14 protein-coding genes are annotated in these 16,310 nt (G+C 58.9%); 7 read left to right on the forward strand and 7 right to left on the reverse strand.

Features of this window, described 5'->3' with window-relative positions; all coding sequences use genetic code 11:
• Positions 1-33 precede the first annotated feature (33 nt).
• From AC1RN6_RS21310 to pgi, 4 genes are all read right to left on the reverse strand, one after another.
• Positions 34-1,263 carry an AGE family epimerase/isomerase gene (locus AC1RN6_RS21310; RefSeq protein ID WP_493007453.1) on the reverse strand — a complete coding sequence of 410 codons (1,230 nt, stop codon included), beginning with the start codon at positions 1,261-1,263 and terminating at the stop codon, positions 34-36.
• A gap of 80 nt (positions 1,264-1,343) precedes the next feature.
• Positions 1,344-2,198 (reverse strand): SIS domain-containing protein, encoded by an 855-nt coding sequence (locus AC1RN6_RS21315; protein ID WP_050479436.1) that lies wholly within the window; start codon positions 2,196-2,198, stop codon positions 1,344-1,346.
• A gap of 23 nt (positions 2,199-2,221) precedes the next feature.
• A complete protein-coding gene (zwf, locus tag AC1RN6_RS21320; protein WP_493007454.1) occupies positions 2,222-3,688 on the reverse strand; it encodes a glucose-6-phosphate dehydrogenase in 1,467 nt (488 codons plus the stop codon).
• Between the two features lie 59 nt (positions 3,689-3,747).
• Positions 3,748-5,394: a glucose-6-phosphate isomerase gene (gene pgi / locus AC1RN6_RS21325; protein ID WP_493007456.1), complete on the reverse strand. Its 1,647-nt coding sequence runs from the start codon at positions 5,392-5,394 to the stop codon at positions 3,748-3,750.
• A 262-nt stretch (positions 5,395-5,656) separates the two neighbouring features.
• Here pgi and edd point away from each other — a divergent pair, with 262 nt between their 5' ends.
• The 4 genes from edd to AC1RN6_RS21345 all read left to right on the forward strand — a co-directional run bounded on the left by edd (position 5,657) and on the right by AC1RN6_RS21345 (position 9,500).
• Entirely contained in the window at positions 5,657-7,507 is a 1,851-nt protein-coding gene (gene edd / locus AC1RN6_RS21330; protein ID WP_493007458.1) for a phosphogluconate dehydratase, read from the forward strand.
• Positions 7,504-8,127 carry a bifunctional 4-hydroxy-2-oxoglutarate aldolase/2-dehydro-3-deoxy-phosphogluconate aldolase gene (eda, locus tag AC1RN6_RS21335; protein WP_493007460.1) on the forward strand — a complete coding sequence of 208 codons (624 nt, stop codon included), beginning with the start codon at positions 7,504-7,506 and terminating at the stop codon, positions 8,125-8,127. Before edd ends, eda begins: the two co-directional genes overlap by 4 nt.
• Before the next feature lie 226 nt (positions 8,128-8,353).
• Positions 8,354-8,749 carry a thioredoxin family protein gene (locus AC1RN6_RS21340; protein WP_493007461.1) on the forward strand — a complete coding sequence of 132 codons (396 nt, stop codon included), beginning with the start codon at positions 8,354-8,356 and terminating at the stop codon, positions 8,747-8,749.
• 22 nt (positions 8,750-8,771) lie between these two features.
• Positions 8,772-9,500, forward strand: coding sequence for a cytochrome c biogenesis CcdA family protein (locus AC1RN6_RS21345; protein WP_493007462.1), 729 nt, complete (start codon positions 8,772-8,774; stop codon positions 9,498-9,500).
• Positions 9,501-9,542: 42 nt separating this feature from the next.
• Here the strand turns inward: AC1RN6_RS21345 and lgt are convergent, their stop codons facing one another.
• Together lgt and AC1RN6_RS21355 are read right to left on the reverse strand one after the other, a co-directional pair.
• On the reverse strand, positions 9,543-10,355 hold the full coding sequence (gene lgt, locus AC1RN6_RS21350) for a prolipoprotein diacylglyceryl transferase (protein WP_493007463.1): 813 nt from the start codon (positions 10,353-10,355) through the stop codon (positions 9,543-9,545).
• A 47-nt stretch (positions 10,356-10,402) separates the two neighbouring features.
• Entirely contained in the window at positions 10,403-11,311 is a 909-nt protein-coding gene (locus AC1RN6_RS21355) for a LysR family transcriptional regulator (RefSeq protein WP_493007464.1), read from the reverse strand.
• A gap of 169 nt (positions 11,312-11,480) precedes the next feature.
• On the opposite strand from AC1RN6_RS21355, the gene ilvD reads away from it, so the two are divergent.
• Both ilvD and AC1RN6_RS21365 read left to right on the forward strand, forming a co-directional pair.
• Complete coding sequence (gene ilvD / locus AC1RN6_RS21360; protein WP_493007466.1) at positions 11,481-13,151, forward strand: dihydroxy-acid dehydratase; 1,671 nt, start codon at positions 11,481-11,483, stop codon at positions 13,149-13,151.
• 194 nt (positions 13,152-13,345) lie between these two features.
• Positions 13,346-13,666 (forward strand): c-type cytochrome, encoded by a 321-nt coding sequence (locus AC1RN6_RS21365; RefSeq protein WP_493007467.1) that lies wholly within the window; start codon positions 13,346-13,348, stop codon positions 13,664-13,666.
• Between the two features lie 203 nt (positions 13,667-13,869).
• On the opposite strand, the gene AC1RN6_RS21370 is transcribed toward AC1RN6_RS21365, so the two are convergent.
• Positions 13,870-15,006 carry a branched-chain amino acid ABC transporter substrate-binding protein gene (locus AC1RN6_RS21370; RefSeq protein WP_050479423.1) on the reverse strand — a complete coding sequence of 379 codons (1,137 nt, stop codon included), beginning with the start codon at positions 15,004-15,006 and terminating at the stop codon, positions 13,870-13,872.
• 294 nt (positions 15,007-15,300) lie between these two features.
• Between AC1RN6_RS21370 and AC1RN6_RS21375 the strand changes: the two genes are divergently transcribed.
• On the forward strand, positions 15,301-15,810 hold the full coding sequence (locus AC1RN6_RS21375; RefSeq protein WP_007876291.1) for an Lrp/AsnC family transcriptional regulator: 510 nt from the start codon (positions 15,301-15,303) through the stop codon (positions 15,808-15,810).
• Positions 15,811-16,310: the final 500 nt, after the last annotated feature.

A 16,310-nucleotide genomic window follows, 5' to 3' on the forward strand; every position in this document is an offset into this window, starting at 1 on the left:
GGCCAAATGGCATTTTACGTAAGTTTTCGGGCGCTATCGTTTTTTCGGCAACGGTGCACCGACGGCGTTCAGCGACTCCAGATAGGCGCCGAGCGGATGATAAAAGTCGGTTTTGCCGTGCGGCGGTTTTTCGGGGCCGTAGCGGGTGTTGTCGCGTTGCAGGATGCGATACCAGCCGCCGCGTTCCTGATCGATCAGGTGCTGCATGCTGTACTGCCAGAGCTGGTCATAGACTTCCCAGTAGATCGCCTCGCCGGTGCGTTGCGCCAGCAGGGCTGCGGTGGCCAGCGATTCGGCCTGCACCCAGAAATACTTGTCGCCGTCGCATACGCTGTTGTCGGGCGCGATGCCGTAGAACAAGCCGCCATTCTCTTCATCCCAGGCGACCGGGACAGTCACGTCGAATAAGGCGCGTGCACGCGGCGCCAGCCAACTGGCGTCGTCTTGCAGATGTTCGGCATGGCGTTCGAGGATCAGCAGCAATTTGGACCACTCCGTCATGTGGCCCGGCTGGTAACCCCAGGGGCGGAACATGTTGGTGTTGTCGTGCTTGTTGTATTCCCAGTCGATCTTCCAGTCGGCAGTGTAGTGTTCCCAGATCCAGCCGTTGGCCAGGGCTGCCTGGCGCACGGTAATGTTGCGCGCCAGGTGTTCTGCGCGGTGCAGGAATCGGATGTCGCCGGTGGCTTCATAGGCCGCCAGCAGGGCTTCGCAGCTGTGCATGTTGGCATTCTGGCCGCGGTACGACGACACCACGCCTTCGGGCGTCGCTTCGTCGGCGTAGAGGCCGTGCTGCTCGGACCAGAACAGCTTTTCCATGTGATCGAAGGTGGCGTCGATATGCGCGCGCGCTTCTTCCACGCCGATGTCGTAGGCATGCGCATACGCCAGCAGCACGAACGCCAGGCCGTAGCAATGTTGCGTGCGGTCGAGCGGCACGCCGTCCTTGAGCACCCAGGCATAGCCGCCGTAACTTGGCTGCCAGTGTTGTTCCTGTAAAAACTTCAGGCCATGGCGCACCGCATCGCGATGCGTTTCCTTGCCGGTAGAGCGGTACGCCAACGCGTGGCAAAACACCATGCGCGTGCTGTTGACCAGATGGCGGCTGTTGTCGTACACGCTGCCGTCATCATTGAGATAGTGAAAGAAGCCCCCGGCCGGGTCGAACGCGTGTTGCGTGAAGAAGTCGATGTCGCGTTGCAGGCGCTGGTGCAGAAAGGCCGGAGTGCGGAAGGACGTAGACGATGTCGTTGCTGATGTCATGGCAAAACTCAACGAATGATTGCGAATGATGGTTAACTGAGGACGGAAGCGCTGCCCTCCAGAGTAAAGGAAAGCCTCGCTCAGCGGAAGAAGGAGTCGAACTGCATGTCGAATTTTTGCAGGGATTTCTGCGCGTTCTGCATCTTCTTGCGAAATTCCGGACCACGGCGCAGCGCCAGGCCAACCGCCAGAATATCGATTACCACCAGATGCGCCAGGCGCGCCGAGATCGGCGTGTAAGGGTCGATGTTGAAACTCAGGTCAATCGGCACCAGTACCGTCGCCAGTTCCGCCAGCGGCGTGCCGCTCGGCCCCAGTACGATGATGTCGGCGCCGCCCTTGCGCGCCAGTTGCACGCTGCGCAGCAACGCCGCATTACCGCCGCGTTGCGAGATCGCCACCACGGCGTCGCCGGGCTTGAGCAGCGATGCAGCGATACTGTGGATGTGCGGGTCAGAGTAAGCCACGGTCGGTACACCCGAACGGAAGAACTTGTGCTGGGCGTCGTTGGCGACAATGCCAGAAGTGCCCTGGCCGTAGAACTCGATCTTGCTGGCGCGCGTCAGCACATCTAACGCCAGTTGAATGGCGTCAGGATCAAGATGGTTGCGCAAATCGAGCAGGGTATTGATCGAGCGGCTGCAGATCTTGTTGACGAGGTCGACCGCGAGGTCGTCCTGTCCCAGCGATTCATTAGCGCCGGGCAGGGCGAGCGCCAGGCTTTGCGCCAGCTTGAGTTTGAAATCGTGCCACCCTTCGTAGCCGATGGCGCGGCAGAAGCGGATGACGGTCGGCTCCGACACTTCGGCATTCTTGGCCAGCGCCGTCAGGTTCTCTTGCAGCGCAAGCTGCGGATTGGCGAGGATGGCAGCCGCGACCTTCTTCTCCGATTTGGAGAGCGAATTGATATGGGTGCGGATGGAGTCGAGTAGCATGGCGCTTCTGTTCAGTCTTTAAATTAAACTTCCGGCAGCGCTTCTTCACGCCATTGCAAACCGTCGCGGCCGATCAGCGCGCTTGCGGCGGCGGGGCCCCAGGTGCCGGCGCTGTACGGAATAGGATCGCTTTCTTCCTGATCCCAATGTTCGAGGATGGGTTCAACCCATTCCCATGCCGCTTCCAGCTCATCGCTGCGCATGAACAGCGTCAACTGGCCGCGCAACACGTCGAGCAGCAGGCGCTCGTAGGCCTCCATGCGCGGCGTCTTGAATTTTTCGCGGAAATCCAGTTCCAGCTCGACCGGCTTGAGGCGCATGCCATCGCCCGGCGTCTTGGCCATCAGATTCATATGCAAGCCCTCGTCCGGTTGCAGGCGGATCACCAGGCAGTTTGGGGTGGCGTTGTTTTGTGCAAAGATCGAATGCGGCACGCTCTTGAAGCGCACCACGATTTCAGCGAGACTGTCGGCCATGCGTTTGCCGGTACGCAGATAGAACGGCACGCCGGCCCAGCGCCAGGTATCGATTTCCGCTTTGACGGCGACAAAGGTTTCGGTACGGGAATCCGGATTGGCGTCCTCCTCCTTGCGATAACCGGGAACGGCGACACCGTTGACATGGCCGGCGCGGTATTGGCCGCGTACGACATTCATTGCCAGCGTAGCCGGTGTGAAGCGTTTGAGCGAGCGCAAGACCTTCAGCTTCTCATCGCGCACGGAATCGGCCGAGTTGGAGACCGGCGGTTCCATGGCGACGATGCACAGCAGTTGCAGCAAGTGGTTTTGCAGCATGTCGCGCAGCGCGCCGGAGGTGTCGTAGTAATCGAAGCGGCCGCCCACGCCGAGTTCTTCGGCGATGGTGATCTGTACGTCGGAGATCCACTCGCGGCGCCACAACGGCTCGAACAGCACGTTGCCGAAGCGCAGCGCCAGCAGATTCTGCACGGCTTCTTTTCCCAGATAGTGATCGATACGGAAGATCTGCGACTCATTGAAATAACGGCCGACTTGCGCGTTGATGTCCTTGGCGCTTTCGAGATCGTGGCCCAACGGCTTTTCCAGCACCACGCGCGCATTCGGCGTCGCCAGACCGGCTTGCGACAGGTTGTCGCAGATCATCGAGAACAGCGTCGGCGGCGTCGCCAGATAGAACACCTGCGAGATCGCCGGATCGTTACGCAGTGCCGCGACCAGGTTCTGGTAGGTTGCAGTTTCCTTGGCGTTGAGCGAGACGTACTGGATGCGGCCGCAGAAGCGTTGCCAGACGTCGGCGTCCATGGTTGCGCTGCTGATGTGCGGTCTGGAGTTCTGTTCGACGATCTGCAGGAAGTCTTCGTTGCTCTTGTTGTCGCGGCCGATGCAAATGATGCGTGCCGTCGGCACCAGATCACGCGCGCGGTCGCGGGCGTACAGCGCGGGCAGCAGTTTGCGCATCGCGAGGTCGCCGGTGCCGCCGAATAAAACCAGGTCAAAGTCGGAAATAGCCATAGCAGTCTTCTTGTCTCAGTCAGTTGTTCGGTAAATATTGTTCAGTGTGGTCAGCCGCTTCAGGATAGCGCTTGTTTCGCCAGCGCAATCAAGGCGTTGGTCGAGCAGTCGTGACGCGACGGCACGGCTTCGCCGGACAGCTCGGACTGGATGGTCTTGGCCAATACCTTGCCCAGCTCCACGCCCCATTGATCGAAGCTGTTAATGCCCCAGATAGTGCCCTGGACGAACGTCTTGTGTTCATACAAGGCGATCAGTGCGCCCAGCGACGCCGGCGTCAATTCATCCAACAGCAGCGTGTTGCTCGGGCGATTGCCGTTGAAGGTCTTGTGCGGCAGCAGGAAATTGATTTCGTCTTCGTCCACGCCTTGCTTGCTCAGGTCCTCACGCACTTCTTCGGCTTGCTTGCCGCGCATGAAGGCTTCCGACTGCGCGAAGCAGTTCGCCAGCAGCACCGCGTGATGGCCGGGCAGGTCGTGCGTCGGTTTGAGCACGGCGATGAAATCGATCGGCGTGATGTCAGTACCCTGATGCAGCAACTGAAAGAATGCGTGCTGGCCGTTGGTGCCGACGTCGCCCCAGATGAACGGGCAGGTCGCTACGCCGACGGCGGTACCGTCGCGGGTGATGCGCTTGCCGTTGCTTTCCATTTCGAGCTGCTGCAGATAGGCGGGGAAGTGGCGCAGGTCGTGGTGATACGGTGCAATCGACAGCGATTCGCTGTTGAAGCAGTTGCGGTTCCAGATGCCGATCAGCGCCTGGATGATGGGCATGTTCTGTTCCAGCGGCGCTTCGCAGAAATGCTTGTCCATCGCATGTGCGCCGGCCAGCAAATCGCTGAAGTTCTTGAAGCCGATCGCCAGCGCAATCGACAGGCCGATGGACGACCACATCGAGTAACGTCCGCCGACCCAGTCCCAGAACGGAAACATGTTCTCGGGATCGATGCCGAAAGCGCGCACGGCATCGGTGTTGGTGGATACCGCGACAAAATGCCTGGCCAGATCGGCCTCGCCCGCGCGTTGCAGAAACCAGTTGCGCGCCGAGGTGGCGTTCATCATGGTTTCTTGCGTGGTAAAGGTTTTGGAGGCGACGATGAATAGTGTTGTGTCGACGTCAACTTGTTGCAAGACTTCATCCAGATCGTGGCCGTCGACGTTGGAAACGAAGTGCATCGTCAGGCGCGGATGAGCAAACGTGCGCAGCGCCGTACAGGCCATTTGCGGTCCCAGATGCGAGCCGCCGATGCCGATATTGACGATGTCGGTGATTGCCTTGCCGCTGCGGCCCAGCCACTGGCCGTCGCGCACGCGCTCGACAAAGCCGTGAATGCGATCCAAAACCGCATGAACGTCCTCGCCGATGTGCTGTCCATCTACTTGCAGGTTCTGGCCGCGCGGTGCGCGCAGGGCGGTATGCAAGACGGCGCGGTGTTCGGTGAAGTTGATCTTGTCGCCGTTGAACATGGCAGTACGCTGGGTTTCCACGCCGCGCTCACGCGCCAGCTCGAACAGCAACTTGAGCGTAGTATTGTCGACGCGGTTCTTGGAGTAATCGAACAGAATGCCGGCGGCCTTCACAGTCATGTGGTCGAAGCGTCTGGCGTCGGCGGCGAACAAGTCGCGCATATGCCGCTCGCGAACATCGGCGTGGTGAGACAAAAGTGCTTGGAAGGCTGCGGTCGCTGTGAGTGCTGTGTGCGGCATGTTCTGCAATCTTGGCTAGAGTGGGAAGGATCAAGAAGAATCTTTACTATACATGAATTACTACTTTTATGGTAATTTCACTACAATATCAAATGCGCAATTCAGTATGAAAATCGACTTGTAACTTAGTTGTCATAGGTTAGTAAGAAAAATCGGCAATTGGTTTCATTTGTAGTGCGTCTGAACAAAACAAGTAAAAGACGGAGTTTTATTTAAAGTTTTGTAGTAAAATTACATTTGTTAACGCTATCAGGAACCCAACATGTCTCTCAACGCTACCTTAGCCAGCGTCACGCGACGCATCGCCGAACGTAGTCGGCCTTATCGAACTGCCTATCTGGCGCGCCTCGATGCTGCGCGTCATGAAGGGGTGCAACGCGGCGCGCTGTCCTGTACCAATCTGGCGCACGGTTTTGCCGCATTTCCCGCCAACGACAAACTGAAACTGAAGCAGGATCGCGCGCTGTCGGTGGCGATCGTCTCCTCCTACAACGACATGTTGTCGGCGCATCAACCTTTCGAACGTTTCCCGCAGATCATCAAGGACGCTATCCGTGAAGACGGCGGCGTGGCGCAATTCGCCGGCGGCGTGCCCGCCATGTGCGACGGCATCACGCAGGGCCAGACCGGCATGGAGCTGTCGCTGTTCTCGCGCGACGCCATCGCCATGGGTACCGCAGTGGCCTTGTCGCACAACATGTTCGACGCCGCGCTGTATCTGGGCGTGTGCGACAAGATCGTGCCGGGTCTGCTGATCGGCGCACTGCATTTCGGCCACATTCCTGCCGTGTTTGTTCCCGCCGGTCCGATGACCAGCGGCATGACCAACAGCGAAAAGGTCAAAATCCGCCAGCTGTATACAGAAGGCAAGATCGGCCGCGCCGAATTGCTCGAAGCCGAATCGAAGTCCTACCATGACGCCGGTACCTGCACCTTCTACGGCACCGCCAACAGCAACCAGATGCTGATGGAAGCCATGGGCCTGCATCTGCCAGGCGCCGCCTTCATCACGCCGAACACGCCGATGCGCGACGTGCTGACTGCCGCCGCCGCCAAGCAGGCGCTGAAGATCACAGCGCAAGGCCAGCAATACACGCCGGTCGGTCGTCTGGTCGATGAAAAATCCATCGTCAACGCCATCGTTGCCTTGCTGGCAACCGGCGGTTCGACCAATCACACGCTGCATCTGGTGGCTATCGCCAAGGCTGCCGGTCTGGTGATCGACTGGGACGACTTCTCCAAGCTGTCGTCGGTGGTTCCGCTGGTGACCCGCATTTATCCCAACGGCACCGCCGACGTAAATCATTTTCATGCCGCCGGCGGCACCGGTTTCGTGCTGCGCGAGCTGATCGATGCCGGTCTGATGCACGACGACGTCATGACCATCCTCGGCCAGGGCTTGCGCGCGCATTGCACCGAACCATTGCTGGAAGACGGCAAGGTCACCTGGAAAGCGACGCCGAAAAACAGCGGCGACGACACCGTGCTGCGTCCGGCGACCAATCCATTCTCCGCCGACGGCGGTCTCAAGCTGTTGCAAGGCAATCTGGGCCGCTCGGTCATCAAGGTTTCCGCCGTCAAGCATGAGCATCGTGCAGTGCAGGCGCCGGCGATTGTGTTCCACTCGCAGGAAGCCTTCATGAAGGCCTTCAAGGCCGGCGAACTCGACAAGGATTTCGTCGCCGTACTGACCTTCCAGGGGCCGCGCGCCAACGGCATGCCGGAACTGCACGCATTGACTCCTGCGCTGGGAATCTTGCAAGACAAGGGCCGCCACGTTGCACTGGTGACCGATGGCCGCATGTCGGGTGCGTCAGGCAAGGTGCCGGCGGCGATCCACGTGACGCCGGAAGTATTGGCCGGCGGACCGTTGGGTTTTGTGCGCACAGGCGATATGATTCGTCTGGACGCCGAAGCCGGCATCCTGGAAGCGCTGGTGTCGGAAGCCGAATGGGTGGCACGTACATCGGATACCGCCAATCTGGCAGGCAACCAGACCGGCATGGGCCGTGAATTGTTCAGTGTCTTCCGCGCCAACGTGAGCGCGGCGGAAGAGGGTGGGACCAGCTTTGGTTTGCCGCCAGTTTTGGAAAATGAGAAAGCGACAGTATGAATATCTTAGACATCATGCGTACCTCGGCGGTCATCCCTGTGATCGCCATCGATAAACTGGAGCACGCCGTACCGTTGGCCAAGGCGCTGGTCGCAGGCGGCATCCGCGTGCTGGAAGTGACGCTGCGCACCGAGCATGGCCTGCCGGCGATCCGCGCGATTGCCGAGCAAGTGCCGGGCGCCATCGTTGGTGTCGGCACCTTGACCAGCCCGGAAGAATTCGCCGCTTCGCGTGACGCGGGTGCCGTGTTCGGCGTCTCGCCGGGTCTGACAGCGGCGTTGATCGCTGCCGCCAAATCCAGCGGCCTGCCCTTGCTGCCGGGCGTGATGACGCCGTCGGAAGTGATGGCTGCACGCGAAGCAGGTTTCCGCCAATTGAAGCTGTTCCCAGCCGTGCCTGCGGGCGGCGTCGGCATGCTCAACGCAATCGCCGGCCCGCTGGCTGATGTGACTTTCTGCCCGACCGGCGGCATCTCGCAAGAGACTGCACCGCAATTTTTGGCCTGCAAGAACGTCGCCTGCGTCGGTGGCTCATGGCTGACACCGAAGGGCGCGATTGAAGCTGGTGATTGGGACAAGATTACGGCGCTGGCCAAAGCGGCCAGTTCGCTGCGTCCTTAAAACCAGAACAGGTGAGTCACACGGCTTCTCATTGGAAGCTGTACTGATAGCATCAACATGGAAGCACATGCGCCGACGATCCGATGCATGTGCTTTTTTGCTTTGTGCCGCGTTAAAACACGATAGGCAAACAAACTGTAAGATTTCCCGGAATCGAACGACCAAAAGGCAGGCAGCATCCCGCAAGCATCAAACCATGTTCGTCCAGGCAACCAAGGGAAACACCATGAAAATTCTCAAAACGCTAATCGTCTTTTTACTCCTGCAAGCGGGCGTCGCCACTTCAGCCAGTGTTGCTTTCGCTGCCGGCCAGCATTTCACACAGGCGCAGTTCGACGCGCTCAACAAGAGCGGCAAGCCGGTCGTCGTTCATGTCCACGCCGACTGGTGTCCTACCTGCCGGGCGCAGGACCCGATCGTCTCCGCGCTGATCAAGGATCCGGCGTTCAAGAATGTCAGCTTCCTTGAAGTCGATTTCGACGCGCAGAAAGATATCGTCAAGGCGTTCAATGTCACGCAACAAAGCACGCTGATTGTCTTTAAGAATGGCAAGGAGCAGGGACGTTCCACCGGCGACACCCGCAAGGCATCCATCGACAGCCTGATCAACAAGGCGCTCTGATCCCAGGCTGAGAGCAGGCATCATGGAATTCGGCGTCACCTCCTATTTCATCGCGTTGGCGGCAGGGGTGCTTTCCACCCTGTCACCCTGCGTGTTGCCACTGCTGCCGGTGATCATCGGCTCGGCCATCCACGAGCATCGTTACGGCCCCTTCGCAGTTGCAGTCGGCATGTCCGCCTCGTTCGCCATCATTGGCACCGTATTGGCAAGTGCCGGTGCACGCCTTGGTGTGGGACAAGGCGACTTTCAGTTGGCGGCTGCGATAGTCCTGATCCTGATTGGCATCGTGCTGTTATCAAAGAAATTGCAGGAGCGCTTTGCCGTTGCCGCCTCAGGTGCCAGCGGTGCCGGTAGCAAGATATTGTCGACGCTGAATATCGGCGGATTGCGCGGGCAGTTTCTGGTGGGTTTGCTGCTCGGCCTGATCTGGAGTCCTTGCGTTGGTCCCACGCTGGGTGCGGCGATTACCCTGGCCAGCCAGGGGCGTGACCTGCCGCAGATCGTGGCGATGATGGCAGTGTTCGGCTTGGGAGCAGGTTTGCCGATTGCCTTGCTGGGCATGCTGTCGCGTCAGGCGATGCTGAAGATGCGTGGCAAGCTGCAAGGCGCCGGTTCGTGGGGGAAGAGCGTGCTGGGTGTGTTGTTCATCGCCATCGGCATACTGATCCTGACGGGATGGGACAAGTCGGTGGAGGTCTTCCTGCTAGACCATTCACCCGGCTGGCTCACAACGCTAACAACCTCGCTATAGTTCGAGTGGCGGCGACAACATCGCTGCCGCGCACCAACAGGTTCAGGCGGGTGATACCGCTGTACTTTTCTTTTTGTACGCGACAATCAACAGCACGATGCCCAGAGCTATCATCGGCACCGACAGCATCTGCCCGGCCGAGATAGTGATGCCGCCGAAGCTGACGTTGTAATCCGGCGTGCGGAAGTATTCGGTAAAGAAGCGCGCGCAGCCATACAGCAGTGAGAACATGCCGGCTACTGCCATGCGTGGACGCGGCTTGCGGGCGAAGAACCACAGGATGATGAACAACAGAATCCCATCCACCAGCATCTGGTAAATCGGCGAAGGATGGCGTGGCAGGTTGTCAACGTTGGGCCAGATCATCGCCCACGGCAGCGACGGATCAGCGAGGCGGCCCGGCAACTCGGCGTTGATGAAGTTGCCGAGGCGGCCGGCGGCGTAGCCGAGCGGCACCATCGGCGCGATGAAATCCATGATGTCCATCAGATGACGGCCGCGCTTGCGGCCCCAGATGTACATCGCGATCAGTACGCCGAGGAAACCGCCGTGGAAGGACATGCCGCCCTTCCACACTGCGATGATGTCGGCAGGATTGGCGAAGTAATAGCTCGGGTTGTAAAACAGCACCTCGCCGAGACGGCCGCCGATCACCACCCCCAGTACGCCATAGAACAGCATGTCGTCGAGGTCTTCCTTCTTCCAGCCGACAGCGGCGATGTGCGGCTGCTTGATGCGCAGGCGGCCCAGCGCGATGAACTGCGCAAACGCCAGCAGATACATCAGACCGTACCAGTGCACCTGTAGCGGGCCGACGGAAAAGGCGATCGGATTGGGCATCGGGTGTATCAGCATGAGAACTCTTTCAGAACGAATGTTAGGGGCTAGCGACTACCGCAGCATCACGTCGCCGGTGGTGTCGCCACCATGTCGAGAAATGCGCGCAGCACCGGTGAAGCGCTGTCGCGCCGCCAGGCCAGCCCGGTTTCGATCAGGGGTACTTTGCCGGTCAGCGGGCGGTAGTCGACGCCGGGGCGCTGCAAGTTAGACACGGATTGTGGCACAAGTGCCATACCCATGCCAGCCGATACCAGGCCGACGATGGTTTGCATCTGTATCGCTTCCTGACCGATATGCGGCGTCACGCCGGCGTCACGGAAGCAGCTCAGGATGGTGTCGTGGAAGGCCGGTGAAATCCGGCGCGGGAAGATGATCAGCGGCAGCTCGCGAATCGCCTTGAGTGCAATCGCATTCTTGCCGCGCACGACACCACTGGGGATCGCCGCCACCAGCGGCTCGGACAGCAGCGGCAGATAATCGAGCGCGCTCTGCGCCTTGTCCGGCAAGGGCGGCAACAGCAGGCCGGCGTCGATCTTGCCTTGCATCAGGTCTTCCAGCTGGATATCGGTGGTCGCCTCGCGCAGATCGATCTGCACTTGCGGATAGCGTGCGCGGAATTGTTGCAGCAGCGGCGGCAAAATACTGTAATCCGCGGTCGAAATGAACGATAGTGATAGCAAGCCCGAAGCGCCGCTGGCAGCACGCCGCGCCAGGTCCGGCAGAGTACCGACCTGTTGCAGGATGCGCTGGGCTTCCGGCAACAGCGCCAGTCCGGCCGGCGTCAGGGCGACGCTGCGCTTGGTGCGCGCGAACAGCGGCGTGCCCAGCATTTCTTCCAGCGCCTGAATGGTCTGGGACAGTGGCGGCTGGGTCATGTGCAGCCGGATGGCGGCGCGGCCGAAATGTTTTTCTTCGGCAACGGCCACGAAGTAGCGCAGCTGGCGCAATTCCAGTCTGGAATCAGAACTCATATGCAATCCGTCTTAATCGATGGTGAATCATATATTTGACAGAAGACATTGCGCAAGGCAATCTAGCTCGTTAACTTGCAGCCAGAACTACGTCCGCAATGTAGATGGACAGGTTCACGCCAGCTTTGCTTCTGGTGTGAACTGTAACGAATTCAACCAGGAGATATGCATGTCATTCAACCGCCGCTCAAAGAACATTACTCAGGGTGTTTCGCGCAGCCCGAACCGCTCGATGTATTACGCCCTGGGTTACGAAAAGGAAGACTTCGACAAGCCGATGATCGGCATCGCCAACGGTCATTCCACCATTACTCCCTGTAACTCGGGCCTGCAAAAGCTGGCCGACGTCGCCATCTCCGCCATCAAGCAGGCTGGCGCCAATCCGCAGGTGTTCGGCACGCCGACCATTTCCGACGGCATGTCGATGGGCACCGAAGGCATGAAGTATTCGCTGATCTCGCGCGAAGTCATCGCCGACTGTATCGAAACCGCCGTCAACGGCCAGTGGATGGACGGCGTGGTCGTTATCGGCGGCTGCGACAAGAATATGCCGGGCGGCATGATTGCCCTGGCGCGCACCAACGTGCCGGGCATCTACGTCTACGGCGGCACCATCAAGCCGGGTAACTGGAAGGGCAAGGACCTGACCATCGTGTCGGCCTTCGAGGCTGTCGGCGAGTTCTCCGCCGGCCGCATGTCGCAGGAAGACTTCGACGGCATCGAACGCAACGCCTGCCCGTCGTCCGGCTCCTGCGGCGGCATGTACACCGCCAACACCATGTCGTCCGCGTTTGAAGCGCTGGGCATGGGCTTGTTCTACTCCTCGACCATGGCCAACCCCGACGACGAAAAGACCGGCTCCGCCGCCGAGTCGGCCCGCGTGCTGGTGGAAGCCGTCAAGAAGGACATCAAGCCGCGCGACATCATCACCCGCAAGTCGATCGAGAATGCCGTCTCGCTGATCATGGCGACCGGCGGCTCCACCAACGCTGTGCTGCACTTCCTGGCCATCGCCCACGCGGCGGAAGTGGAGTGGACTATCGACGATTTTGAGCGCATCCGCCAAAAGGTGCCGGTGATCTGCGACCTCAAGCCGTCCGGCAAATACGTCGCCACCGATCTGCACAAGGCCGGCGGCATTCCTGCCGTGCTGAAGGTGCTGCATCAAGCCGGCATGCTGCACGGCGACTGCCTGACCATCACCGGCAAAACCATCGCCGAAGAACTGGAAAACATCCCCGACCTGCGCGCCGACCAGGATGTCATCCGACCTATCGACAAGGCGCTGTACAAACAAGGGCATCTGGCGATCCTCAAAGGTAACCTGGCGCCGGAAGGCTGCGTGGCCAAGATCACCGGCCTCAAGAACCCGGTCATCACCGGCCCGGCACGTGTGTTCGAAGATGAATACAGCGCCATGGACGCGATTCTGGCAGACAAGATCAAACCTGGCGACGTGCTCGTGATGCGCTATCTGGGACCAAAGGGCGGACCTGGCATGCCCGAAATGCTGGCGCCGACTTCGGCGTTGATCGGCAAAGGCCTGGGTGAATCCGTCGGTCTGATCACGGACGGCCGTTTCTCGGGCGGCACCTGGGGCATGGTGGTCGGCCACGTGGCGCCGGAAGCCTTTGTCGGCGGCGTCATCGCTCTGGTCGAAGAGGGCGACTCGGTTACCATCGATGCCCGCCAGTTGCTGATTCAGCTGAACGTCGACGACGCAGAAATCGCTCGCCGCCGCGCCAACTGGAAGCAACCCGCGCCACGTTACACCCGCGGCGTGCTGGCCAAATATGCGGCGCTGGCGTCGACCGCAAGCAAGGGTGCAGTGACGGGCTGATCGGTACAATCCTGTTTCAGCAGAACGTAAAAAGCCGGAGCAATCCGGCTTTTTTATTGCAGCGAATCCCTGTGAATGCATCTCACTTTTATCCCGTGAATGCCTGCCAGGAAACATGATGTTTATATGCGCCAGCCCATACAAGCGACCTCGCAAAGAGTTGTAGAATACGCAGAACTTCTTGGAGGGTAATAATGAAACAGTCTCTACTCATCGCCTCGGCCGTGCTGACATTCGGCTTCTCCGCCCAGGCTTTCGCGCAGGCAGCGCCGGCCGATCTGGCCAAGTCCAAAAACTGCATGGCCTGTCACTCGGTCCAGACCAAGATCGTCGGTCCGGCATTCAAGGACGTGGCGGCAAAGTACAAAGGCCAGAAAGATGCCGAAGACAAGCTGACGCAAAAAGTCCTGAAGGGCGGTTCGGGCGTGTGGGGTGCGATCCCGATGCCGGCCAATGCACAGGTTTCGGAAGCCGAAGCCCGTACGCTGGTGAAGTGGGTGCTGACGCAGAAGTAATCGTACGAAAGCACCTGGCAGTACAAGCGGCACAGACAGTACACATAAGAAAGCGCTCAATTTCAATGAGCGCTTTTTTCTTGCTTGTTTTCGATGCAGGGCAGGCCGGTCGATTTTGCCGGTTAAGCCGACGACGAATGGAACGGGTAATAAAAAACGCGCCTGACTTTCATCAGGCGCGTTCTTCATGGTGAAGCGGAAGCTTACTTGACCACAGCCAGCAGGGTGCGTTCACCCTTCTTGTATGTGTACAGAGTCAGCGAACCGTTCTTGATGTCGCCCTTGTCGTCGAAAGCGATGGTGCCGGTCACGCCCTTGTGGCTGATCTTGGCCAGTTCAGGCAGGTACTTGGCTGGTTCAGCCGAGTTTGCCTTCTTCATCGCATCAGCAACAGTCATCGTTGCGTCGTAAGCGTAAGCAGCGTTATAGACGACTTCGATGCCGAACTTCTTCTTGTATGCTGCGCGGAAGTCGTCCATGCCCTTCTTGCCGGACGCGTCCACACCGCCGGCTTCAGCACAGACCACCTGATCATCGATCAGGCCATCGCCTGCCAGGCCTGGCAGGGAGCCGGTGCAGATACCGTCGCCGCCCATGAACTTGGCATTGATGCCCAGTTGCTTCATCTGACGCAGCATCGGGCCGCCGACAGCGTCCATACCGCCGAAGAACACGACTTCAGGCTTCTTGGCCTTGATCGAAGTCAGAATCGCGTTGAAATCGGTTGCCTTGTCGTTGGTAAATTGCTTGCCGACGATCGTGGCGCCCGCGCCTTGTGCACCCTTGGCGAATTCTTCAGCAACGCCCTGGCCGTATGCAGTACGGTCATCGATCACGGCGACGTTCTTGGTCTTCAGTGCTGTCACAGCGTATTTACCCAGCACGGCGCCCAGTTGCGCATCGTTGGCGACAACGCGGAAGGCTGTCTTGAAGCCTTGTTGCGTGTACTTAGGGTTGGTAGCCGATGGCGACACTTGTGGGATGCCGGCGTCGTTGTAGATCTTGGAAGCAGGGATGGTAGTGCCGGAATTCAAGTGACCGATAACGGCAGCAACCTTCTGGTCGACCAGCTTGGTCGCAACGGCAGTCGCTTGCTTCGGATCGGAAGCATCGTCTTCACCGACCAGTTCGAATTTGACTTTTTTGCCGCCGATTGTGAAACCCTTGGCGTTCAGTTCGTCGATGGCCATACGGGCGCCGTTTTCGTTGTCCTTGCCCATGTGAGCGTTAGGACCGGAGAGAGGGCCGACGTGAGCGATCTTGATGACTTCTTGCGAATAAGCTGAGCCAGCGAAAGCCAATGCGATTGCGCCAGTAATAATTGTGCTCTTGAGTTTCATAAATTCCCTCTGTAGATTGAAATAGACTACGCTTGCTATGACACTGATTTGCGACTGGTGAAAATTGAGCCGATGCGCATCTTTGGGGTTCTCCTCCGAAGCGACCGGTCTCCCGATTTTGCAACAGCCCCTATTTTTGCTTATTCAGAGACGCTGTATAGACATGTTTGACAGACATAAAACACACTGTACTATTCAACGTCGGTTTCCGAATAATGCAGACGGTACAACATAAGAAACAGCTTGCAAAGGCTTTTTGAGTGCCTGACTAAAAAAAATTGAACTTTCGTTTTTATGCCCAAATACCATACGCTCGATAAGGTCGACCGCAAGCTCCTGAACTTGCTGCAGAAAGACAATCAGATTCCGACCCGTATCCTGGCGGAGAAATTGCACATCTCGCAACCGACCTGCCTGCGCCGCATCCGAGAGCTGCGCGAAGCCGGTATCATCAACGCCGAAGTGGCGATGGTTGACCCGTTTGCGCTCGGCTACGGCATGCTGGCCTTCCTTGAGATATCGCTCAACAATCAGTCCGATGAGCACATGCAGGAGTTCGAGCAGCGCATGGCCAAAGAGGCCGAGGTGATGCAGTGCTATTTCGTATCGGGCGAATATGACTATTTTCTGGCGGTGCATGTGATCGATATGGATGCGTACTATCAGTTTGTGCGTCGTGTCATTTCCGGCTCCGGCAATGTCCGCCACTTCCAGTCGCGTTTTCCGATGAAGCGCGCCAAATTCGCCACACGGATCACGTTTGACGAAAAGGCTGCAGAAATTCAGGTGCGTGTGCCGGAGTAGGGCAAAGCAACAAGAAGGCTTATTAGCAGTTTCTGTGCCTGCACTCGTCTTTGGAATGGATCCAAATCCCGTCATTCCGTCTTTACCCGCGCCGGCGCTGCCTGCCTCAGTCTGTCTGGGCATATCCCGTCAGCCAGCCGGCCGCGATTAAATTTGCAGATGCCTTGCCGTCTGTGCTAACTTTGCGCCTGCCAGCGACGATACGGTGCAGCAACTTTATTCCATGCACCAAATCCAATCGTCGTATTCCATCGGCTGCAGCAAGTTCTTCGGCACCTTCAGTGCGCTGAAGATATTCTGACTAAGCCGAGCCACGCTGACACAAGCTGATCCGGGCCGCAAGCCGGAACATCGCCGCCGTCGGCAAACCAACGAAGCGAACCCAATCGGGGCAGCCTGTGTGCCGGTCCGGCAAGGGGGCTCATCCATTTACGTATCGAGGCAGAGCCGCCCAAGCGGCGAGCATCGCACGTCCAATCCGAAACTGGCCCGGCATTTGC

The sequence above is a fragment of the Herbaspirillum sp. GW822-FHT03A08 genome, from assembly GCF_058801885.1.